19 protein-coding genes, 1 pseudogene and 1 riboswitch are annotated in these 21779 nt (G+C 55.8%); of the genes and pseudogenes, 18 read left to right on the forward strand and 2 right to left on the reverse strand.

The features are described 5' to 3' along the window. Positions 1 to 5 precede the first annotated feature (5 nt). Both P40081_RS09785 and P40081_RS09790 read left to right on the forward strand, forming a co-directional pair. Positions 6 to 932 carry a putative bifunctional diguanylate cyclase/phosphodiesterase gene (locus P40081_RS09785; RefSeq protein ID WP_052421746.1) on the forward strand — a complete coding sequence of 309 codons (927 nt, stop codon included), beginning with the start codon at positions 6 to 8 and terminating at the stop codon, positions 930 to 932. A 130-nt stretch (positions 933 to 1062) separates the two neighbouring features. After that, the gene (locus tag P40081_RS09790) at positions 1063 to 2004 is read left to right on the forward strand and encodes a 5'-3' exonuclease (RefSeq protein ID WP_042135106.1); all 942 of its coding nucleotides are present in this window, start codon (positions 1063 to 1065) and stop codon (positions 2002 to 2004) included. Positions 2005 to 2128: 124 nt separating this feature from the next. On the opposite strand, the gene P40081_RS09795 is transcribed toward P40081_RS09790, so the two are convergent. Then, positions 2129 to 2539 carry a peptide deformylase gene (locus P40081_RS09795; RefSeq protein ID WP_042135108.1) on the reverse strand — a complete coding sequence of 137 codons (411 nt, stop codon included), beginning with the start codon at positions 2537 to 2539 and terminating at the stop codon, positions 2129 to 2131. Between the two features lie 243 nt (positions 2540 to 2782). Here P40081_RS09795 and P40081_RS09800 point away from each other — a divergent pair, with 243 nt between their 5' ends. Continuing rightward, a complete protein-coding gene (locus tag P40081_RS09800) occupies positions 2783 to 4279 on the forward strand; it encodes an alpha-N-arabinofuranosidase (RefSeq protein ID WP_042135110.1) in 1497 nt (498 codons plus the stop codon). 16 nt (positions 4280 to 4295) lie between these two features. Beyond that, on the forward strand, positions 4296 to 4571 hold the full coding sequence (locus P40081_RS09805) for a DUF6171 family protein (protein ID WP_042135112.1): 276 nt from the start codon (positions 4296 to 4298) through the stop codon (positions 4569 to 4571). A 105-nt stretch (positions 4572 to 4676) separates the two neighbouring features. Here the strand turns inward: P40081_RS09805 and P40081_RS09810 are convergent, their stop codons facing one another. Beyond that, complete coding sequence (locus tag P40081_RS09810; RefSeq protein WP_042135114.1) at positions 4677 to 5618, reverse strand: ArsR/SmtB family transcription factor; 942 nt, start codon at positions 5616 to 5618, stop codon at positions 4677 to 4679. A 162-nt stretch (positions 5619 to 5780) separates the two neighbouring features. After that, positions 5781 to 5976, forward strand: a riboswitch (cobalamin riboswitch). A 274-nt stretch (positions 5977 to 6250) separates the two neighbouring features. On the opposite strand from P40081_RS09810, the gene P40081_RS09815 reads away from it, so the two are divergent. From P40081_RS09815 to P40081_RS09875, 14 genes and pseudogenes are all read left to right on the forward strand, one after another. Next, a complete protein-coding gene (locus P40081_RS09815) occupies positions 6251 to 7015 on the forward strand; it encodes an energy-coupling factor ABC transporter permease (protein ID WP_042135116.1) in 765 nt (254 codons plus the stop codon). After that, positions 7015 to 7311: an energy-coupling factor ABC transporter substrate-binding protein gene (locus tag P40081_RS09820; RefSeq protein WP_042135118.1), complete on the forward strand. Its 297-nt coding sequence runs from the start codon at positions 7015 to 7017 to the stop codon at positions 7309 to 7311. The genes P40081_RS09815 and P40081_RS09820 overlap by 1 nt, the downstream gene beginning before the upstream one ends. Further along, on the forward strand, positions 7308 to 8096 hold the full coding sequence (gene cbiQ, locus P40081_RS09825) for a cobalt ECF transporter T component CbiQ (RefSeq protein ID WP_052421747.1): 789 nt from the start codon (positions 7308 to 7310) through the stop codon (positions 8094 to 8096). The genes P40081_RS09820 and cbiQ overlap by 4 nt, the downstream gene beginning before the upstream one ends. Positions 8097 to 8356: 260 nt before the next feature. Next, positions 8357 to 9202: an energy-coupling factor ABC transporter ATP-binding protein gene (locus tag P40081_RS09830; protein ID WP_144025968.1), complete on the forward strand. Its 846-nt coding sequence runs from the start codon at positions 8357 to 8359 to the stop codon at positions 9200 to 9202. A 29-nt stretch (positions 9203 to 9231) separates the two neighbouring features. Beyond that, positions 9232 to 10911, forward strand: a pseudogene (cobJ, locus tag P40081_RS40015) (precorrin-3B C(17)-methyltransferase); the annotation flags it as partial. A 63-nt stretch (positions 10912 to 10974) separates the two neighbouring features. Continuing rightward, positions 10975 to 12168, forward strand: coding sequence for a sirohydrochlorin chelatase (locus P40081_RS40020; protein WP_081970444.1), 1194 nt, complete (start codon positions 10975 to 10977; stop codon positions 12166 to 12168). Next, positions 12165 to 12956: a precorrin-6A reductase gene (gene cobK, locus P40081_RS09840; protein ID WP_042135121.1), complete on the forward strand. Its 792-nt coding sequence runs from the start codon at positions 12165 to 12167 to the stop codon at positions 12954 to 12956. Before P40081_RS40020 ends, cobK begins: the two co-directional genes overlap by 4 nt. Before the next feature lie 2 nt (positions 12957 to 12958). Beyond that, on the forward strand, positions 12959 to 13624 hold the full coding sequence (locus P40081_RS09845) for a precorrin-8X methylmutase (RefSeq protein ID WP_042135123.1): 666 nt from the start codon (positions 12959 to 12961) through the stop codon (positions 13622 to 13624). Positions 13625 to 14558: 934 nt separating this feature from the next. Next, a complete protein-coding gene (locus P40081_RS09850) occupies positions 14559 to 15683 on the forward strand; it encodes a cobalt-precorrin-5B (C(1))-methyltransferase (RefSeq protein ID WP_042140912.1) in 1125 nt (374 codons plus the stop codon). Next, positions 15676 to 16899, forward strand: coding sequence for a bifunctional cobalt-precorrin-7 (C(5))-methyltransferase/cobalt-precorrin-6B (C(15))-methyltransferase (locus tag P40081_RS09855; protein WP_042135125.1), 1224 nt, complete (start codon positions 15676 to 15678; stop codon positions 16897 to 16899). Before P40081_RS09850 ends, P40081_RS09855 begins: the two co-directional genes overlap by 8 nt. A gap of 239 nt (positions 16900 to 17138) precedes the next feature. Continuing rightward, positions 17139 to 17888: a precorrin-2 C(20)-methyltransferase gene (gene cobI / locus P40081_RS09860; RefSeq protein WP_042140913.1), complete on the forward strand. Its 750-nt coding sequence runs from the start codon at positions 17139 to 17141 to the stop codon at positions 17886 to 17888. Between the two features lie 5 nt (positions 17889 to 17893). Then, on the forward strand, positions 17894 to 18688 hold the full coding sequence (gene cobM / locus P40081_RS09865; protein ID WP_042140914.1) for a precorrin-4 C(11)-methyltransferase: 795 nt from the start codon (positions 17894 to 17896) through the stop codon (positions 18686 to 18688). Beyond that, complete coding sequence (locus P40081_RS09870) at positions 18654 to 19790, forward strand: cobalt-precorrin 5A hydrolase (RefSeq protein WP_042135127.1); 1137 nt, start codon at positions 18654 to 18656, stop codon at positions 19788 to 19790. The genes cobM and P40081_RS09870 overlap by 35 nt, the downstream gene beginning before the upstream one ends. Before the next feature lie 36 nt (positions 19791 to 19826). Then, the gene (locus tag P40081_RS09875; RefSeq protein ID WP_052422178.1) at positions 19827 to 21455 is read left to right on the forward strand and encodes a cobyrinic acid a,c-diamide synthase CobB; all 1629 of its coding nucleotides are present in this window, start codon (positions 19827 to 19829) and stop codon (positions 21453 to 21455) included. The last annotated feature ends 324 nt before the right edge of the window (positions 21456 to 21779 follow it).

Consider the following 21779-nt stretch of genomic DNA (forward strand, 5'->3'; position numbering starts at 1 on the left):
AGAATATGCTGATAATAATTCTGAAATTCATTGTATCCGCCGGTATTTGTATTTATCTTTTTTTACGAGTAACTGCTTACAGGAAGTCATCTCGGAAACTTATCAGCAATGTCCCAAAAGCAGAGGAGCCTCTTTATCGGCAGCAGCTTGAGAAAGATTTACACCATGCGCTCGAAAATGAAGAATTTTTTCTCGTATATCAACCACAGGTCGATGTTCCCAGACAGAAAATTGTGGGCGCTGAAGCATTGCTCCGTTGGGAGCATCCCACATTCGGAATGATCTCCCCCGAGATTTTCATTCCTATCCTTGAAGAGACGGGGCTCATCTGTCCGATTGGTGAATGGGTGCTCCTCTCTGCCTGCAGACAGTTGAACAAATGGGAGGAGCATTTAACGTCAGCAATTCGTATTTCAGTAAACCTGTCCGTCAGGCAACTGATGATGGATGATATTCCAAGTATCCTCTCTGGAATTATACGTGAAACCAACGTAGATCCTCGCAGGCTGGAACTTGAAATTACAGAAAGCGGATTTCTGACACATACGGAGAGCATGATAGCAACTGTAGAAAGTATCAAAGCAACCGGTGTGAATATCGCGATAGATGATTTTGGAAGCGGACAATCTTCTTTAAGTTATTTTAAGTATTTTCCAATAGATACACTCAAAGTTGACCGGATCTTCATTCGTGAAATGATAAGCAGCAATTGTGATCAGGCGATTGTATCATCTTTAATCTTCCTGGCACACAATCTGGGTATGAAGGTCATAGCTGAAGGGGTGGAACGAATGGAAGAACTAGAGCTTCTGTCTGATTATAAATGCGATGAGATTCAAGGATTTCTGTACAGTAAGCCCTTAGCGGTGAGAGACTTTGAAGATTTACTGGCGTCCGAAGGGATTTTTAACTATGATTTGGTGCTACAGTAGTTAATTCCGGCCGGGCCTCCCAATGATTGGAGCTGTGGGAATCTGGATGCACTCTTATAAGATTACTAGTTTTCTGATAGAATACTCCTAGAGGCGCAATGCAAATTGTATGCACAAGGAGAGGTTACACATGAGCACAGTAACAGAAACTAAGGGCCGGGTAATGATCGTGGATGGAATGGCTCTGCTGTTCCGGGCTTTTTATGCTACCTCTTATGGAGGATATATCCGCAAGACCAGCGCCGGGCTTCCGACGAATGCGGTGTATGGATTTTTGCAGTATTTTTTCGACGCGGTGAGTACGTTTGAGCCTTCACATGTGGTCTGCTGCTGGGATATGGGCAAGGGTACGTTCCGTACGGAGAAGTATGACGGCTACAAATCGAACCGCATTGATGCGCCGCTGGAGCTGATTCCGCAGTTTGACCTCGTGAAAGAGGTAGTGGCCGAGCTGGGCGTGCCGAATATCGGTCTGGTTGGTTATGAGGCAGATGACTGCATTGGTACATTGGCTTCGTGCTACAGCGGGGAGTCAGAGGTCTATATTCTCACAGGTGACCACGATATGCTGCAGCTGGTGAATGACAGCGTCAAGGTCGTGATTATGAAAAAAGGCCGCTCCAACTATAAAGTGTATGATCCGGCGGAGCTCCTTGCTGAACGTGGCCTCACCCCTGCACAGGTGATTGACCTGAAGGGCTTCATGGGAGACACCAGCGACAATTATCCCGGCGTTAAGGGCATCGGTGAGAAAACAGCCACCAAGCTGCTGACCGAATACGGCACCGTGGAAGGTGTCATTGAGAACCTGCATCTGCTGCCCAAAGGCGTGCGGGCCAAAATCGAGGCTGACCTCGATATGCTGCATCTCTCGCGGGAGCTGGCGGAAATCCGCTGCGATGTGCCGGTGGTCTGCGAACTGGCGGACTGTCTGTGGGCACTGCAGCGGGATACTGCGGCACGCAAGTTCAATGAGCTGGAGTTCGGCAGCCTGATGCATCTGATCGGCGGGATCGCCGAGGTCCGGGATGACCGGGGAATCGTACAGATTGAACTCGGAGATTTGGGCTGAGAAGAGCTTAGTTATAGGCTTAGGCAGGCCAGAGCCTCCTGAATAAGCAGAAGACCCCTCGCGAAAGTCTCGCGATAGGGGTCTTTTTGTGTTATCCCTGACAACTGAATACCATATGCCGGGCTCAGATTACAATTCCGTCGCAGTGATCGATCTCATGCTGAATGATCTGCGCCGCAAATCCGGTGAAGGTCTGCTTCTGCGGTTTGAAATTACGGTCGAGGAACTCTACCTCAATGGAATCATAGCGCATAGTTCTGCGTACGCCATCATGTGAGAGACAGCCCTCCTCAGCCTCATAAGGACTGTTACGCCCCGTGATGACCGGATTAATCATGGGGACATTCACTGGTCCGATACTGAACGCGATGATGCGCTTATTGACACCGATCATATCAGCCGCCATGCCGACACACCGGTCTGCATTCGCGCGCAATGTATCCAGAAGGTCATCTAACACCGGCAGATCCTCTTTAGTTGCCGGAGTGGACCGCTGGCTCAAAATCATCATATCTTTGCAAATAGGTCGGATCATTATACTCTCCATGTGTTTTATTTTGGTGCCACTGTCATAATATCATCTTTTGTATCGACAGTGAAATGAATCTGGCTTCATCCTCGTATGCAGGCTCGAATTTCCTTTTCTGCAGTCTATAAATACATAAATGTTGTACGTTTTATTTAAAGATTGACGAACCGGCGGAAGCCTGACTATAATATTAATATAAGTGTTAAATGATTAACAAATATATTAACTTAAAGAGGAGCGTTAACCGAAATGGCAGAACGCATTGTATTGAACACTGACATCCGCAAAGGCACAATTAACCGCAACATCTATGGACATTTCGCTGAGCATCTGGGACGCTGTATCTATGAAGGCATCTGGGTAGGGGAAGATTCGCCGATTCCGAACACGAAGGGTATCCGCAACGATGTGGTGGAAGCGCTTAAGGAAATGAAGATTCCCGTATTGCGCTGGCCGGGCGGCTGCTTCGCCGATGAATATCACTGGAAGGACGGCATTGGCCCAAGTGAAGAACGCAAGCGCATGATCAATACCCATTGGGGCGGTGCGGTTGAGAACAATCATTTTGGTACACATGAATTCATGCGGCTCTGCGCCATGCTGGAATGTGAGCCGTACATCAACGGCAATGTAGGGAGCGGAACGGTACAGGAGATGTCCGAGTGGGTTGAGTATCTGACCTTTAACGGTGTATCGCCGATGGCTGAGCTGCGCCAGAAGAATGGACAGGAAGAGGCCTGGAGTGTAGCTTACTTCGGCGTGGGCAATGAGAACTGGGGCTGCGGCGGCAATATGCGTCCTGAGTATTATGCTGACCTGTACCGCCAATATCAGACTTATGTGCGCAACTATGGGGATAACAAGATTCACCGGATCGCCTGCGGTGCGAACTCGGATGACTATAACTGGACCGAAGTACTGATGCGCGAAGCCACCCGCTTCATGGATTCGCTTACCCTGCATTACTACACCCTGCCGACTTCGGATTGGGCTAATAAAGGTGCGGCTACCGGCTATGGAACGGATGAATATTTCAACACATTGAAGAAGGCGCTGTTCATGGATGAGCTGGTTACCCGCCACAGTGTCATTATGGACAAATACGATCCGGACAAAAGAGTGGGCCTGATCGTTGATGAATGGGGCACCTGGTATGATGTGGAACCCGGTACGAACCCTGGATTCCTCTACCAGCAGAACACGATCCGTGATGCGCTGGTTGCCGGTCTGACCCTGAATATCTTCCACAAGCACAGCGACCGTGTACGGATGGCGAACATTGCCCAGACTGTAAACGTGCTGCAGGCTGTAATTCTGACCGAAGGCGAGAAAATGCTTCTGACTCCAACCTACCATGTATTCAATATGTATAAAGTACATCAGGATGCGGAGCTGCTGGATCTGACGATCGACAGCCCGGTTTACAGCTATGAGGGCGTGGAGATTCCTGAAGTATCTGCTTCAGCTTCCGTAACAGCAGAGGGCGTCATTCACGTCAGCCTGTGCAACCTGAATCACGCTGCACCGGCAGTATTGCCGCTGGAGCTGCGCGGACTGGCTGGACAGTCAGCAGCCGTAAGCGGCACTACACTTGCAGGGTCTTCCATCGAAGCCCACAATACCTTCGGGCAGCCGGAAGCGGTAGTACCGCAGCCGTTCACCGCCTTCCAGCTTGAAGGCGACACGCTTACGGTTGAACTGCCGCCAATGTCGGTGACAGTACTGGCAATTACTCCGGGAGCTTAACGGGAGGGAGCGCAGCATGACTACAACCTCAGCATGCAAGGGATGCCGGGAAGAGTACAAGGTGACGGAAGCGCAGATTGCCCGGATTCTCGCCTCCTCCATGTTCAATCCGGAGAATACAGCCCCGGACGAAGTATACGCCGAGCGGGTTGCCCTATGCGGAGCTTGTCCCAAGCTGCAGGATGGCGTAACCTGCATTGCCTGCGGCTGTATTATACCGGTTGTAGCCCGGCTGAAGGCACGCGGCTGTCCGCTGCCGGGCGGCGGCCTGTGGCAGCCGGTGACTGGTTAAACTGCAAAGCTGTCCTGCAATACACCCGTAACCACAACAGCGGCAGCGGGGGACCTGAGCTTAAGGTCTCCCGCTGCCGCTGTTTGCTGCACCATCCTGTTTGGGTCATTCCGCCAGACTGGCACTTGCCGAAGCATCAACTGCATCTGTATAAAAGAGCTCAAACACAAGATCCTCGTTATAGTTGCCGAACCCCTTGCCGAATAAGGTAAGGCCGCCGATATGCTCCGCATCCTCTTCCACAGAGACCTTGAACGTCCACTGCTTATCACGGATACCGACCTGCTCCAGTGTAACCTCTGACAGCTTCTGACCGTCCATGAACGTGCCCGCCGGAGTAATCCTCAGCTGCTTAAGCAGTCCATATTGGTTGGTGAGCGCAGGCCACCAGGCAGGAGTGTATTTGCCCGGGCTGTCCCCGTAGTCGCCGGGGCTGGTCCAGAAACCGAGCCGCTGTCCGTTCAGTGTGAAGGTGATGTCGGAAGGCCAGTTATTATTGATGGACGGGGCTTCGGAGGCAATCTCCATCGTGATGACCAGCTCCTCAGGCTTCTGGCTGGACAGCAGGAAGTTCGGGATTTTATATTCCACGAATCCTTTGCCGAACCACAGGATGCCTGCATTCACCCGCTCCTGATCCCAGAAATACCGCGGATCGTCAAAGTTGCCGATTACCCGCTCGGTTGTAGATAATCCGCAGGTCGGTTCAATCTGGAAATCAGAGTAGTGGCCCACGGGTATTTCCTTACGGTAGCCTCTGCGCTGTGTTCTGGCTTGTCCAGGGAAAATAATCTCAGCACTCTCGGCGGCCAGTGTACAAATCTTCTGTAGTCCGCTGCGCCCGGGAGCCATGTGGCTGCGGATCAGTCCGGCAGCTTCCAGCTTGCGCACATGCATCGTCATAATGGCACTGCTGAGCTTCAGCGCCCCGGCCAGTTCCTTGACGTTCATAGGCTGTTCGGACAGGAGCCGCAGCATCTGCAGGCGCACAGCACTGGATAACGCTTCGTACACGGGTAAAGATTGGTCGGTTAGATCAAGTTTCATGCGCTGCCTCCACGTTCAGGTTATATAGTTAATAATTATATTACTCAAATGACATTCTTACAAGCAAATGAACGCTGCCTTACAAGCAAATGAATACTGCGCCTCGCAGCCGCTCCAATTTTATCACAGACATGCAGAGCCTGTTCCGCTATGATGTAGGATGGATTAGCGATGTAACAAGGTGCTCTTGCCGGATCAGGCAAGGGATAACAGGGAATCGGGTGCAAGTCCCGAGCGGTCCCGCCACTGTAAGGAAGAGCTGAACTTCATGATGTCACTCGGGGAGAACCCCGGGGAAGACGAAGGATATAGCGCCCGTATTCCAAGCCAGGAGACCTACCTTGATTACGCACACCACGACTCTACGCGGATAGGAGCGGTGTACGGATAGGTTAATGAGATGAAGCGATGTGCCTGCAGGACCGGAGGGAATCTTGAAGATCAAGATCAGAGCCGGTTCAATGTTATGCAGACACAGCGTTGAGCGGCCCATGCGGAGCGACCGGGTGCAGAACCCCTTGTTGGCGCACGGCAGTGCTCTCTATCGAATCATACCTGCGTACATACACTCCCACCCTGAAGGGCGGGAGTTTTTTGGGTTTGCTATATTAAAGAAACTTGGAGGCTGACAAATGAAGAAACGCGGATTTTGGAGTTTTGCGGCGCTGATTGCCGGATTTACAGTGTACTTTATGCTGAATGAACCGGGAACGGCCCAGGCTATGCACATTATGGAAGGGTTTCTGCCGGTAGGCTGGGCCGTGTTCTGGTGGGTGGCGTTCTTACCGTTCTTCATACTCGGGATTATCAGGCTTAGATCGATGACCAGGGAGAATCCGGAGCTGAAGCTGCTGCTCGGTCTGGCAGGGGCGTTCACCTTCGTCTTATCGGCGCTCAAAATGCCTTCCGTTACCGGAAGCAGCTCGCATCCTACAGGTACCGGACTTGGCGCAGTTATGCTGGGACCGTTGCCGATGGGCGTGATCGGCTCGATCGTGCTGTTGTTTCAGGCGCTGCTTCTGGCGCACGGGGGGATCACTACGCTGGGGGCGAATGCGTTCTCGATGGCGGTCGCGGGGCCTTTTGCCGGATATGCAGTCTATAAGCTGATGATGAAGCTGCCGGACCGCGAGAAGCTGGCCTTATTCTGTGCAGCGGCGGTTGCCGATCTGATGACTTATGTAGTGACTTCCTTCCAGCTTGCGGTGGCTTTTCCGGCTGCGGATGGCGGAGTCCTGGCGTCTTTTCTCAAATTCGGGGGGATCTTTGCCGTGACGCAGATTCCGCTGGCCATCAGCGAAGGGCTGCTGACCGTATTATTGTGGAACTGGCTGAAATCGTACAGTCCGAATGAAATGTCGCTCCTGAAACGTAAGGTCAAAGGGGGAAATGCATAATGAGCAATAAATGGAAAAATGGATTGATGCTGCTGGCTGTTGTCCTGCTGTGTGTCTTGCCGCTGCTGTTCGTGAGTGGTGATTTCGGCGGGGCCGATGATGCTGCCGAGGGTGTGATCACAGAGATTAACCCCGAATATGAACCCTGGTTCAAGCCGCTGACCGAGCTTCCGGGTGAGACGGAGAGTATGCTGTTCGCATTGCAGGCGGCGATTGGCGCCGGGGTGATCGGATATTCACTGGGGCTGCTGAAAGGGAAACAAGGCCAGGCGAAGCAGAACAGCATCAGCAAGTGATCAGACGAATTGATGTCCTTTCTTATAATAATGCCTTGAGGCAGCTGTCTCCCATGTGGAAAAGCTCGTTCGCGGCACTGATGTTCCTGCTCTCCTATACCGTGCATCCGGTGCTGCAGCTTGTGATTACGCTGTGGATGATGTCCTGGTGCATCCTGCATGCCAAAATTCCCTATCGCGCCTACGGGCTGTTGTTTGGCACGGCGCTGCTGTTCTATTGCCTTAGTGTACCGGCGCTGCTCGTGGAATTCGGCCACCCGGCTGCCGGGGAAGCTGGCATATTCCGGATTTCGGGGCCGCCTCTTCCGGTATATATCACGGCAGCAGGGCTGGAGCGGGCCGGTGAACTGCTGGCCAGAGTCTCGGCCTGCATGAGCTGCTTCTTCTTCCTAATGTTCACCACCCCGTTCAGCGAGCTTCTGCAGGTGCTGCGCAGGCTGCGTATGCCGCAGATTGTGCTGGAGCTGATGCTGATCATGTACCGCTTCCTGTTCCTGCTGAATGATGCGGCGCACGGGCTGATGCTGGCCCGGAGGCTGCGCGGCGGCCGCAGAGGGTATAAGGCCAGGCTGCGGGAGACTGCGGCCATGACCGCGGCCCTCTTCGGCAATACGATGCACCGTTATTACGGATTGTCGCAGGGGCTGCTGACCCGCGGGTTCACGGGGGAGATCATTCTGCCGCCGTATACCGCGCGGCCTGTGCCGCGGCGTTATGCGGTCCGGGCGTATGCCGGGATCGCTGTGCTGGCGCTGGCGCAGCTTTGGCTGTGGCTGCGGGGTTGAATTTAAGATTTTAGTGCAGGAAATCTGCTGGCTTTGTTGAAATCATGCCCAAAGTACAACAATTTCCCCGGAATATCGGATGTATTCCAAGATTGTTGTACAAAAGGCAGCATTTCACTTCATTTAGTTGGCTCTGAGGGAAGATTGTTGTATTCCATACAACAATCCCCCAGAAGGCCGGAGTATCCAGGATTCAAAGCTGTAAAACGTACAACATTTATCCGATACCGCTTTGCCAAATCACATTAGAGGAGTACGTCATGGACATGGAATATAGTCTGGCTTTTGACGGGGTGGTGTTTCATTACCCGGATACGAAGGAAGCCGCGCTGCGTGAACTAACCATCTCCATTCCCAAAGGCCGCAAAACGGCGGTGCTCGGCCACAATGGTTCGGGCAAATCGACCCTGTTCCTGCATGCTGTCGGCATTCTGCGTCCACAGAAGGGTACGGTTCAGCAGGGAGGCAGGACATTGTCCTATGCCAAAAAAGAGCTGGCCGCGCTGCGGCGCAGTGTGGGTCTTGTTTTTCAGGACCCGGAGCAGCAGCTCATATTGAGCACACCTCTGGAGGATGTGTCCTTCGGGCTGCGGGGAACGGGGATGGACGAAGCCGCAATAGCTGAGCGCTGCCGCAGTGTCATGGAACTGCTGAACCTGACGGAGCTGAGTGACAAACCGGTTCACCAGCTTAGCCTGGGGCAGAAAAAACGCACCGCACTCGCCGGAGTAATGGCGATGGAGCCGGAGCTGATCCTGCTGGATGAGCCGACCTCGTATCTGGACCCGTTATCCGAGACACAGATGCTCCAGGGTCTTGATCTTATACATGAAAAAGGCACAACCGTAGTTATGGCTACGCATGATATGAACTTGGCGTACCGCTGGGCGGACTGGATTATCGTACTGGATCAGGGGAGGTGCCGGGCTGAGGGGACGCCGGAGGAGATTTTTGCCGGGGCGGAAGAATTGCAGGCCATCGGCCTCGGTCTGCCGCTGCTGGCCGACTTGTGGTACAGCCTGCCTGCACGGCACACCGCCGGCCAGCCAGCCCCCCGCACGGCGGGAGATTTCAAAGCTGTACTAAACAGGCTGCTGAATAGTTAATACAGGTATTCATGAACGGGGGAAGAAGGATGAAGAAACAAGGCAAGCTGCTGATTATCGGCTTCGGTCCCGGAGCGCTGGAGCATATTACCGGCCGGGCGCTGTCTGCTCTCGAAGAGAGTGAGGCTGTAATCGGCTATAACACTTATGTGGATCTGATCAAACCGCTGCTGCGGCATCAGGAGATTGTCGGCACCGGCATGACCGAAGAGGTCAGCCGGGCGCAGGAGGCCGTCCGCCGAGCCGAGGACGGCCAGACCATTGCCGTAATATCCAGCGGCGATGCCGGTGTATACGGCATGGCGGGTCTCGTCTACGAGGTGCTGATTGAACGGGGCTGGAACCGGGCTGACGGAGTAGAGGTCGAGGTGATCCCCGGAATATCGGCGATCCAGTCCTGTTCTTCCCTGCTGGGAGCGCCGATCATGCATGATTCCTGCACAATCAGCCTCAGCGATCATCTTACCCCGTGGGAGAGCATTGCCGCGCGTGTAGAAGCGGCGGGCGCTGCGGATTTCGTGATCGCCTTCTATAACCCTCGCAGCGGCAAGCGGACGCGCCAGATTGAAGAAGCACGCAATATCCTGCTGCGTTACCGTGATCCTTCCACGCCGGTCGGCATTGTCAAAAGCGCCTACCGTGACCGTCAGCAGACGATCGTCACTACGCTGCAGGAGATGCTGGAGCATGAGATCGGCATGCTCTCTACGGTTGTCGTCGGCAACTCCGCGACGGTGGTCTACGAGGGTCTAATGGTTACGCCGCGCGGATACGAGCGCAAGTACAATCTAGGTGCACAGACGCAGGCGCTGAAGCCGCATGAGCGGCTGCGCACTGCGGCCGAACCTTGGTCGCTGGCTGCGGCGGAGAGTGTGGCGGCTGAGGCGGGACGGTCTGAAGGGACAGCGGTGGAGAGTGTGGCTGCTGAGGCGGAGCGGATAGATGGAGCAGTGGCACCGGGTGCAGCTGCCGGTGAAACCGGACAGGTAGAGCGATTGGTGTCAGAGAGAATGGCTCCAACTGACGGGGGACGGACGGAGGAGGCTGCGGTGCTAAGCCTGGCAGCGTCTGCGCGCGTGGAGCGTCCACGTATTCCTGCAGTTCAGCTGGCGGAACACGCTGATGAAACCTTCGAGCTGGAGGTTTCTCCTGTCATCGGCAGCCGCAGATTCAGCGGTATCCAGATGAAACTGCTGGCGGAGCTGGCAGGCGATGAGGGGCAGCTGATCTATACGAAGGACGGACATTTTCTGCTGCGGAGCCATCCGGGTCACCGTGCTGAGGTGGCGGCGAAGCTTACAGAGGCAGGACTGAGCGTTAGTATACCCGGTGATTATGTGAAAGTAAAAACCTGCGGGTTCTGTGAATTGCGGAGAAGCGGCGCTTTAAGCGCGGCGGTCTGCCTGCATACCCTGCTGCACGGGCTCGCTGTACCCAAAGAGCTGCATATCAGCGTGGCGGGCTGCGGAATGGCCTGCAGCTCGGCTGTTCTGGATGACATCGGGCTGGTCCTTTCGCGGGGCAGCTATGAGCTCTATCTGGGCGGCAAGAAGTCGGGCCGGGGAGCGCATGCCGGCACTCTGGTCCGGGAAGGTATGGATGAAGATGAAGCCGTGGCTGCTGTAGCAGCGGCAGTAGAGCATTATACTGCGCAAGGCCGGGAGAAGGAGCGGTTTCATGCTTTTTATGAACGGATGGGCAGTATTGAAGAACAGGTGAACAGCACTGCAGGAAGTATAGATAATAATGACAGCATAGAGGGAGTACGCATGATGAGAACCGTATTACTGGTTGGACACGGCAGCCGGATTCAAGCGGGAAATGATGAGCTGCTGCAATTCACCAGCCAGCTAGCCGCCCGCAAGCCGGAGCTTAAGTTTGAGACCTGCTTCATAGAGCTAGCCTCACCTTCAATCGCGGGCGGAATTGCCAAATGCGTGGAGGGCGGTGCGACGCAAATTTATATTGTGCCGATTATATTGTTCGCGGCGGGCCATTCCAAGCTGGATATTCCTATGGCGATCGATGAAGCCAAGCTGAAATATCCGGGGGTGGAGTTTGTATACGGGCGTCCGCTGGGTGTTCAGGAGCGGGCTGTCGATATTGTGCTGGACCGGATACGGGAAGCTGAACCGCTTTCTGCTTCTGTGAAAGACAGTAATGAAGCCGGAGCTGCAGACTTGAGTTTGCAGGAAGCCCAAGCCTGTACAACATCTGCAGCAGAGGATAAGGATACCATCGTGCTGCTTATGGGGCGCGGGGGCAGTGATCCGGATGCCAACAGTGATTTCTATAAGCTGGGCCGGCTGCTATGGGAAAGAACGTCTTACCAAAGCGTTGAAAGCTGCTTCATCGCCATCACGAAGCCGTCGCTTCCGGATGGGCTTGAACGCTGCCTGGCACTGGGTGCGCGTAAGATTATAGTTGTGCCGTATCTGCTGTTCACCGGAGTGCTGATGAAGCAGTTCGCAGAAATGGTTTCTCATTTCGCCGCAGAGCATCCGGAAATTGAAGTGCAGCTCGGCCGCCAGCTCGGCACGCACCCGCTGCTTGTGGATATGCTTACAGAGCGCATTGAGGAGACGATGGAGGGACAGTCTTTCAGCAATTGCGATAACTGCAAGTACCGTGATGAAGCGGCATTGCACCACCACCATCATCATCACCATGGTGAGGAGGGGCATGGACATGGGGATCATGGGCACGGGCATCACGGGCATGAACATCATGGGCATGAGCACGGGGAACATGATCATGGACACCACGATCATCAGGAACACGATCACGGGGATCACGCACATGGAGGACATGGGCATGAGCATCACGGACACGGGCATCACGGTCATGGGCATCATAGGCATGGGCATCACGATCGCGCGGATCATGACCATGGGCATCAAGACCGGCATGATGTAACCGGAACAGCGGCTCCGGCAGACAACCGGGATCTGCGCCAGCCGCGATGATCTTCATGCTGTGCGGCACCAGCGATGCCCGGGAGCTGGCCCTGAACCTGTCGCGACAAGGCCTGCCGCTGCAGGCCTCTGTCGTAACGCCCAGTGCGGCTGAACGGCTGGAAGCCGCAGCAATCCGCTCCCGGGTCGGCAGGCTGGATAAGCCGGCCATGATCTCGCTGCTGCAGGAGGGCGGCTATCGTGCAGTAGTGGACGGCAGCCATCCTTTTGCGCTGGAGGCACACGCCAATGCTATGGGCGCGGCTGCAGCGCTGGGCCTGCCCTATTTTCGCTACGAGCGGCAAAGTCTTATCTATGACAGCCACCCCCGGCTGATCGTTGTGCATTCCTATGAAGAGGCTGCGCGCAAGGCCAGGGAACTCAAGGGTTCCGTTATGCTGACGACCGGCGGCAAGACACTTGAGGTGTTTGCGGAAGCGCTGCTGGGAGATCCGGATATCCGGCTGACGGTCAGACTGCTGCCCTGCCTGGAGAATATGGAGAAATGCCTGTCCCTTGGCATTGAGCAGCGGAATATTATTGCGCTTCAGGGCCCTTTTAGCAGAGAGATGAACGAGGCACTTTACCGGCAATATGGCACACAGGTGATGATTACCAAAGAGAGCGGGGCGGAAGGCTCGGTGGATGAGAAGCTGCATGCCGCGCTGGATATGGGGCTTTACGTCATTTTAATTATGCGGCCGGAGCTGAGCTTTGGAGAGAGCGGGAAGGTGTTTGACTCTTTTGACGAGATTACGGAGGCCGTGAGAACTGCGCTGCAAATGAACAAGGAGGGGTAACTGTGGATTTTGGTACGGATTTCAAGCCGGTGACAGTACAGCCGCAGGAAATAGAAGGTCTGAGTTTTCAGATGATTACTGAAGAGATTGGTGAACATTCCTTTAGCAGGCTGGAGTACAAAATAGTACAGCGGATCATTCATGCTTCTGCCGATTTTGAGCTGGGGCGCAGTCTTGTTTTTCACCCGCGGGCGATTGAGGCGGGGATCAGCGCCATTCTGCAGGGCAAGCCGATTATTGCCGATGTGCGGATGGTGGAGGCGGGCATTGCCAAGGAGCGGATTCAGCGGTACGGCGGGGAAGTCAGGGTTCATATTTCTGATCCGGATGTGATGGAAGAAGCGAAGGCGCTCGGGACTACACGGGCCATTATGGCTACGCGCAAAGCTTGTGCACAGGCTCCGGGAGGGATCTATGTGATCGGCAACGCGCCGACTGCCCTGCTGGAACTGATTCGTCTGGTAAAAGAAGGCACAGCGCAGCCGGGTCTTGTCATCGGCATGCCGGTCGGATTCGTCTCGGCAGCGGAATCCAAGGATGAGCTGCGCAAGCTCGACATTCCTTACATCACGAATATCGGCCGCAAAGGCGGAAGCACAATCGTCGTTGCAGCGGTCAACGCACTGAGTCTGCTGGCGGTCCGCCGGGCTGCGGGCGAATTAAATTAGGTCTGCGTCAGGTATAAGCGGGATCTGCGTTAGCGCTGGGCCAAAACTCTATAAGGTTGGGTCTGAGCGGGTTTTGAACAGGATATGAACAAGTTCTAATCCATATGTCTAGGCTTATGAGGTATGCTTAACTGCACTTTGTACAACTAAAACGTCTGATTTACAACCAATTATCCGTTTAGCTGTATTTCGTACAATTAAACTACTGTTTTTTGCTTGTTCTCACCCATTTGGGCAGATTTAGTTGTACAGAGTACAGTTATAAGATGCTAGCCTACCTTTTCGCTGATTTTAATTGCACATTATACAACTATTATGGAATTTTCACTTGGAACTGAATACATCAATGACTGCATTGTTGATTGAACTCGCTTATTTAATTGTTGGCGTGTCTAAATATATCTACGATGCTCCAAATAGGTTGCATATCATCACAAAGAGGGATTGCCATGAGCGAGGAAACAGCAGACAACCGGGCAGATCAGAATAGGAGGAAACGGAGGTGAAGCATGATAATGAGTCCGCGGCAGAGTACACTGCAAAGCGGGCGTCTGAGAAGAATGCGGAGTACGCAGCGAATCGCGAGCCTGAGCATGATGCGGAGTACGCAGCGAATCGCGGGCATGAGCATGATGCAGAGTCCGCAGCGAATCGCGGGCATGAGCATGATGCAAAGTATGCAGAAAAACGAGAATCGGAAAATATTGAAGAATACTGCCGTACCCTTGCAGGAGCTGAACCGCAACCCCAGCTGCAATCGCAACCTCAGCTGCAATCGCAACTGCAACTGCAACTGCAACTGCAACCGCAATTGCAACCGCAACCTCAGCAGCGACCGCAAGCACAGCCAACATCTCCTGCCCTATCCCGGCTGGCAGGGACGGACACAGCTGCGGAGTCCGGCGGTGACTCAGGAGGTGCGGAACCAGGCGGTCTGTCATCGTCACCTTCCGCTGCTCCTGCCTCCTCAACTCCTGCTGCCCCTCTGCGCAGGGGCTACACCACAGGTGCTTGTGCCGCCGCCGCAGCCAAGGGTGCGGCACTGCTGCTGATTACAGGCGACAGGCTTCCCGCTGTGGATATTGATCTCCCGGCGGGCTTCCGGCATTCCTTTGAACTTACAGGCTGGCAGTGCGAAGGAGCGGACTCGGCAATCTGTGCCACGGTCAAGGATGCCGGAGATGATCCGGATGCGACGCATCAGGCCTGGATTGAAGCAGCGGTGAGCTGGCTGGATCACCCCGGTGTGGAGATCGACGGCGGCCGTGGCGTCGGCCGGGTGACGAAGCCTGGGCTGCCGGTGCCCGTCGGAGCAGCGGCGATTAATCCGGTGCCGCGGCGGATGATACTGGAGGCGGTGTCCGGTGTGCTGGAGGAGCATGGCGCGGCGCGGGGGATGCGGGTGGTCATCAGCGTGCCGGAAGGCGAAGCGATTGCCCTAAGAACGCTGAACCCGCGGCTCGGCATCATCGGCGGCATTTCTATCCTCGGCACGCGGGGCGTGGTTACCCCGTTCTCCACCGAAGCCTACAAGGCGAGTGTGGTCCAGGCGATTTCGGTTGCGGCCGCGACGGGGAACGGGCAGATTATTCTGACCACCGGCGGCAGCAGTGAGAAATATGCGATGGCGATGTTTGCCGGGCTTCCGGAGGAAGCTTTTATCCAAATGGGGGAGTATGTAGGCTTCTCTTTGGAGCATGCCAAGGCCTATGGGATCAAGAAAGTTACCTTTGTGGGCATGGCCGGTAAATTCTCCAAGGTCGCTCAAGGTGCCATGCTGATCCACTCGAAGAACGCACCTGTTGACTTCGGATTTCTGGCAGCCGTGGCGGCGGAGGCCGGGGCAGATGACAAGCAGGTGCAGGAGATTGCCGCCGCCAATACTGCCTCGCAGGTGGTGGATATGATGACCGAGGCGGGGAATTCCGCTTTTTTTGAGAGCCTGTGCCGGCATGCCTGTGAACAAAGTCTGAAAGCTATGAACGGGGGCATGGCTGTGGAAATGGTATTAATGACGATGAAGGGCCGAGTGCTAGGAAGGGCGGAAATCTGTGGGTAACCTGATCTATGTTATCGGTATCGGTGAGGATGGCGCCGGCGGCCTGACACCGGATAGCTTAAGCAAAGTGAATAACAGTGAGGTGCTGCTCGGCGGAGAACGGCAATTGAATTTTTTTGGCGGATATACCGGTGAGAAAATCATTCTGCAAGGCGGGCTGAAGCCCTTTACAGATAAGCTGGAGGGATTGTGGAGGGAGCGGCGGACCGTGGTTCTGGCCTCGGGGGACCCGCTCTTTTTTGGCATCGCGGGGTATCTTGTCCGCAAGTTCGGGCCGGAGCATGTTGAGGTTATTCCGCACTATAGCAGTGTGCAACTCGCGTTTGCCCGGCTGGGGGACAGCTGGCAGGATGCCGAGCTGATCAGTCTGCACGGGCGCCCCATCCAGGGACTGGCCCAGCGCATAGACGGCAAGCACAAGGTGGCTCTGCTAACGGACGAGAGTAATACGCCTGCGGTGATTGCCGCTTATTTGCGTGAGTTCGGGATGATGGAATATGAAGCGTTTGTGTGCGAACGGCTGGGGGGAGCGGAAGAAATCTGCCGCTTCTGGACGCTGGATGAGATGGAGACCAGTGAATTTGCGGCGCTGAATGTAGTTATCCTGCGCAGAAAGCCGGGAACCGGCTCAACTTTGCGGCGCGGCTTCGCTTATCCGGATGAGCAGTTCCAGCAGCGGAAGCCGGAGAAAGGCCTCATCACGAAACGTGAGGTCCGGGCTCTCGTCCTGTCGGAGCTCAATCTGTCCGAGGATGCGGTGGTATGGGATATCGGCTCCGGCTCCGGTGCGGTTGCGGCGGAATGTGCGCGGATTGCCCGGCTCGGCAAGGTCTATGCCCTGGAAAAGGGAGCGGAAAATCTGCCGAACATGGAAGCGAACCGCCGGAGGTTCCGCGCCGATTTCCAGATCATACATCAAAAAGCGCCGCAGGGCCTGGAGAGTCTGCCGGATCCGGATGGAGTGTTCATCGGCGGCAGCGGCGGGGAGCTGGCGGATATTATCGCGCTCTGCGCCGCGAGACTCCGGCCGGAAGGGCGGATTGTCGTTGGAGCGATCACCATTGAGACGCTATATGGAAGCATGGAGGCGTTGAAGCAGGCAGGCCTGGATTGCGGGGTAACTATGCTTCAGGCATCACGCGGTAAGCCGATTCTCGGCATGACCCGGTTCGAGGGTATGAATCCCGTGTATGTGGTTAGTGGACGGAAGAGCTGAGGCTGATCAGAACAGAACAGATTAGATCAGATTAGATTAGATTAGATATTCAGATATAAGGAAGCAAGAAGCGAGCAGAAATAAAGGAGGAATACGCGATGAAGACCCATGTAACGGAGGCGAGTCAGCAGGCAGTACAGGCTGTGGACGGGCAGGAAGCACCTGAGGGAGAAGGAATTGCCGCTGAAACGCAGCTGGCAGAAGCGGCGATGCAGGCCGCAAGTGCGCTCTATGATGCTATGGATGAGGAAGAGCTGAAGCTGGAGGAAAGGCTGACTCCCCGGGCGATCGGGACGTTGTACGGTGTCGGTGTCGGCCCCGGTGATCCGGAGCTGATTACACTCAAGGCCTGCCGGCTGCTGCGGGAATGTCCGGTGATTGCCTACCCGGCAACCAAAAAAGGCGGCAAATCCTACGCCCACGAAATCATCGAGATGCATGTGAAGCCGGATGAGAAAATCATGCTCGGACTGATCTTCCCGATGACGAAAGATCCGGTGCTGCTGGCAGGCGGCTGGAACCGCACTGTGGAGCTGTGCTGGAGTGAGCTGAAGCAGGGCCGGGATGTGGCTTTTGTGACGGAGGGTGACCCTAATCTGTTCAGCACCTTTATTCACCTGGCCCGGTTAATGCAGGAGCTGCATCCCGGTGTACCGATCGTCTCCATACCGGGGATTTCCTCGGTGCTGGGTGCGGCTGCTGCCCTGGAGCAGCCCTTGGCGGACGGAGATCAGCGGGTGGGAATCATCCCGGCGACAGATGACCGTGAGGCACTGAAGGAAGCGCTGCTGCATCACGAGACGGTGGTATTCCTCAAGGTGGCCAAGGTGCTGGATCTGGTGCTGGATGTGCTGGATGAGCTGGGACTGTCCGGCAAAGCATCCGTCGTTACCAAGGTAACCTCGCCTTATGAAACGGTATGGCGCGATGCGCGGGATCTGCGGGGCAAGGAGCTGGAGTACTTAAGTCTGATGGTGGTGAGCAAATGACAGATATCGTGCTCGAACCTAAAGTATACATTGTGGGTGCCGGACCCGGCGATCCTGAGCTGATTACGGTAAAAGGCAGCCGGATTCTGCGCTCAGCGGACCTGGTGCTCTATGCCGATTCTCTGGTCAGTGAGGAGCTGATCCACAGTGCGAAGCCCGGTGCAGAGGTACTGCGAAGCTCGGGGCTGGATCTGGAGCAGCAGGTGGAGCTGATGGCGGCAGCAGTACAGTCTGGTAAAAGCGTAGCCCGCGTCCACACGGGCGACCCGTCCATGTACGGCGCGATTCTGGAGCAGATGTCACTGCTGAAGCTATGCGGCGTCCGCTATGAAATCGTGCCGGGTGTAAGCTCGGTCTTTGCATCCGCTGCGGCGCTTGGTGCAGAGCTGACCGTGCCTGATCTGACACAGACGGTAATTCTGACCCGTGCGGAAGGACGCACACCGGTGCCGGAGCGCGAGCAGCTGCGCAAGCTGGCTGAGCATCACTGTACAGTGGCGCTGTTTCTTAGTGCCTCCCTGGCCGGGCATGTGACCGGGGAATTCCTGGCTGCCGGCTGGAGCCCGGATACACCGGTAGCTGTAGTGAAGCGGGCGACTTGGCCGGATCAGCAGATTCTGCGGACAACGGTGCAGAATCTGGAAGCAGATCTGCGTGGAGCGGGCATCACCATGCATGCCATGATCCTGGCCGGCTGGGCGCTGGACCCCGGGCTGACAGACCGCGATCAGCACCGCTCCAAGCTCTATGACAAGGCATTTACCCATGGCTGCCGGGAAGGAATTGGCTCTGGTGAGTAAGCGGCGGTATGCAGCGGTCGCGATCACGCGAAACGGCATCGGGCTGGCGCTGAAGCTGGGAGCGATGCTCGGGGAGACGGAGGTCTTTTGTTATGCCAAGTATAGCGGCGGGCTGGAGATGCGGGCTGGGGAGATATCGCTTTTTGAGGGGCCGGTAAAAGATTTACTCCCCCGGATCTTCCGGGATTATGAGGGGGTTATTCTGTTCTTCTCACTGGGCGCCGCGGTCCGGCTGATTGCTCCGCTGCTGCAGGACAAAAGAACCGATCCTGCCGTCATCGTCATTGATGAGCGCGGGGAGCATGTCATCAGCATGCTGTCCGGCCACCTCGGGGGGGCCAACAGACTGACGCTGCAGATCGCCGGGCTGCTCGGCAGTCATCCGGTAATTACAACGGCTTCCGATGTGCAGGGCACCTTCGCTGTGGATCTGCTTGGCCGGGAATACGGCTGGCGCGCAGACAGCTTTACCGGTATGAAAAGTGTCAGTGCTGCGCTCGTCAACGGGGACTCGGTAGCCTTTGTCCAGGAGAGCGGAGAGCCGGACTGGCTGCCGCCGGGGGCAGTGCTGCCGGAGCATGTACGCGTATTTGCCAGCAGGGATGAGCTGCGAAGCAGCGGCTTCCGCTTCTGTGCAGCGATCCTGGTGAGTGACCGGCTGCCGGATGAAGATGAGCCGGAGGAGGCCGTGCTTGCTGAATGCGCTGTAGTCTATCGTCCGCGCAGTCTGGTGCTCGGTTTGGGCTGTAACCGCGGAACCTCTGCGGAGGAGCTTGAAGCTGTAGTGCTGCATTCGCTGGCAGAGCTCAGGCTATCGCTCTACAGTGTGCGGAATGTGGCGACAGCCGGAATAAAGGGAGATGAGGCTGGACTGCTGGCTCTGTGTGCCAAATACGGCTGGGAGCTGGCGTTGTACTCACCGGACCAGCTGAACACCGTCACTCTGGACAATCCTTCGGAGGTAGTGTTCAGAGCAACCGGAGCGTACGGGGTCTGTGAGCCTGCCGCACTGCTGTCTTCAGGTGCGCAGGCGCTGCTGCAGCACAAACATAAAAGCGGAAATGTGACAATCGCCGTGGCGCGGGTTGTCTATGCCGGTTAGAGCGGGGGAGAAGCGGTGAGAGAGACATGGAATGAAATGAAGGACCGGGAGCCGTTCTTGCAGACACGCCCGCGCTTTGTAGTAGCAGGCACGGGCAGCGGCTCCGGCAAAACAACGGTCACGCTGGGACTGATGCGGGCGTTTGCCCGGCGCGGCCTGAAGGTACAGGGCTTCAAATGCGGGCCTGACTATATCGATCCTGCGTATCATACTGCAGTCACTGGCCGTTCTTCCCGCAACCTGGACTCCTGGATGACTTCAAGCAGCTATCTGCAGGAATATTTCCTGCGCGTATCGGAGGATGTGGATCTGTCAGTCATCGAAGGTGTGATGGGGCTGTATGACGGCAAAGAGGACACAGCACTCACCGGATCAACGGCAGAAATCGCCATCCTGACGGACAGTCCGGTGCTGCTTGTAGTCGATGTCCGCAGCATGGGACGCAGTGCTGCGGCCATTGTGCTCGGCTTTCAGCAGCTGGAGCCGGAGCTGCGGATTGCTGCGGTTATAGTGAACCGCTGCGGCAGTGAGGGCCATTACCGGATGGTCCGGGCAGCGATTGAAGCGGCCTGCGGCATTCCGGTCATCGGCTGGCTGCCGCGCGACGGTGGTCTCGATATCCCGGAGCGGCATCTGGGTCTGCTTCCCGCTGTGGAGCGCGGAGAGCTGGAGCCTTTGTTCGAGCATGCCGCCGACCTGCTGGCGGAAGGCACCGATCTGGAGCGGCTGCTGGAGCTTGCCGCTGCTGCGCCTGCATTGCAGTATCCGCCGGAACCGGTTGCGGCGCTGCAGGCGCAAGGGCCCTCGCAGGGCTGCCCGGGTATACTGGAGCCGGGAATGCCGGGGTTTACGGCGACTGAGACTCCGGGTTTGGGCAGCACGCCGGCAATGGAGCCTGCATCACAGGAGCGGCCTGTGTCAGCAGGGCCAACCTTGTCTTCACCGGCAGCACGGATAATGCCGGCGGATACGAACAGGCCGGCACACCGTCCTGTCCAGCCGGTTATAGCCATAGCCCGGGATGCGGCGTTCAATTTCTATTACGCCGACAATCTGGAGCTGCTCGAGCGCGCAGGTGCGCGGCTGGTTATGTTCAGCCCGATGAGCGGAGAGGGAATCCCGCCGGAAGCCGATGGAATCTATATCGGCGGCGGGTTTCCGGAAGAATTCGCTGCTGTGATTGCAGCGAATTCGCTCTTCCTGGACGGCGTAAGAGCTGCAGCTGCAGACGGAATGCCGCTGTATGCGGAATGCGGCGGCTACATGGTGCTGGCCCGCAGCCTGACCGACCGCTCCGGCGCTGTGCATGAGATGGCCGGGATCATTCCGGCGCACACCGTAATGCAGGAACGCCGCGCCGCGCTCGGGTACCGTGAGGTGACAGCCCTTCACGATTGCCTGCTGCTGAAGCAGGGCGGGCGACTGCGCGGCCATGAATTCCATTATTCCGGCATGAGCTACATTCCCGGGGAAGCCAGAATTTATGCCTATGAGAGCAAAGGCAGAGGGGGGAGTCAGCCGGAAGGGTATATCAGCGGCAACATTATGGCTGCTTATGCGCATATTCATTTGGCTTCCCATTTCCCGGCCGCCGGGCGGCTGGTGGAAGCCTGCCGCACTTATCGGGAACAGAAGAAGCAAGCGGAGCAGCGGCTCAAACTTTAGCCCCATCTCTTCTACTCTAATAGATATAGATGGCTGGGGATTACCTCTTTTCTTTCTCGGATGTTGGTTTTTCAAGCTATATCTTTGGGGATTTTGGGAAGTTCTTCTTTTTATATGCTAAAAAACCAGTATAAGCAAGGCATACATTCCACCCGGTTGGCTTTACGATGGCGCAATGTACTTAGTTTTTTCGCATACATTCCCCCCGTTTGGCTTACGATGGCACAATGTACTCGGTTTTTCGCATACATTTTACCCGTTTGGCTTTACGATGGCGCAATGTACTCGGTTTTTCACATACATTCCCCCCGTTTGGCTTACGAT

Origin of the sequence: Paenibacillus sp. FSL P4-0081 (assembly GCF_000758565.1) — a bacterium.
Taxonomy (GTDB): Bacteria; Bacillota; Bacilli; order Paenibacillales; family Paenibacillaceae; genus Paenibacillus_AQ; species Paenibacillus_AQ phytohabitans.

Excerpts from the sequence above, each read along its gene's own strand:
- P40081_RS09785 (WP_052421746.1), top strand. The coding sequence starts at position 6 with ATGCTGATAATAATTCTGAAATTCATTGTATCCGCCGGTATTTGTATT.
- P40081_RS09790 (WP_042135106.1), top strand. The coding sequence starts at position 1,063 with ATGAGCACAGTAACAGAAACTAAGGGCCGGGTAATGATCGTGGATGGA.
- P40081_RS09795 (WP_042135108.1), bottom strand. The coding sequence starts at position 2,539 with ATGATCCGACCTATTTGCAAAGATATGATGATTTTGAGCCAGCGGTCC.
- P40081_RS09800 (WP_042135110.1), top strand. The coding sequence starts at position 2,783 with ATGGCAGAACGCATTGTATTGAACACTGACATCCGCAAAGGCACAATT.
- P40081_RS09805 (WP_042135112.1), top strand. The coding sequence starts at position 4,296 with ATGACTACAACCTCAGCATGCAAGGGATGCCGGGAAGAGTACAAGGTG.
- P40081_RS09810 (WP_042135114.1), bottom strand. The coding sequence starts at position 5,618 with ATGAAACTTGATCTAACCGACCAATCTTTACCCGTGTACGAAGCGTTA.
- P40081_RS09815 (WP_042135116.1), top strand. The coding sequence starts at position 6,251 with ATGAAGAAACGCGGATTTTGGAGTTTTGCGGCGCTGATTGCCGGATTT.
- P40081_RS09820 (WP_042135118.1), top strand. The coding sequence starts at position 7,015 with ATGAGCAATAAATGGAAAAATGGATTGATGCTGCTGGCTGTTGTCCTG.
- P40081_RS09830 (WP_144025968.1), top strand. The coding sequence starts at position 8,357 with ATGGACATGGAATATAGTCTGGCTTTTGACGGGGTGGTGTTTCATTAC.
- P40081_RS40020 (WP_081970444.1), top strand. The coding sequence starts at position 10,975 with ATGAGAACCGTATTACTGGTTGGACACGGCAGCCGGATTCAAGCGGGA.
- cobK (WP_042135121.1), top strand. The coding sequence starts at position 12,165 with ATGATCTTCATGCTGTGCGGCACCAGCGATGCCCGGGAGCTGGCCCTG.
- cobI (WP_042140913.1), top strand. The coding sequence starts at position 17,139 with ATGGATGAGGAAGAGCTGAAGCTGGAGGAAAGGCTGACTCCCCGGGCG.
- P40081_RS09870 (WP_042135127.1), top strand. The coding sequence starts at position 18,654 with ATGGCTGCCGGGAAGGAATTGGCTCTGGTGAGTAAGCGGCGGTATGCA.
- P40081_RS09875 (WP_052422178.1), top strand. The coding sequence starts at position 19,827 with ATGAAGGACCGGGAGCCGTTCTTGCAGACACGCCCGCGCTTTGTAGTA.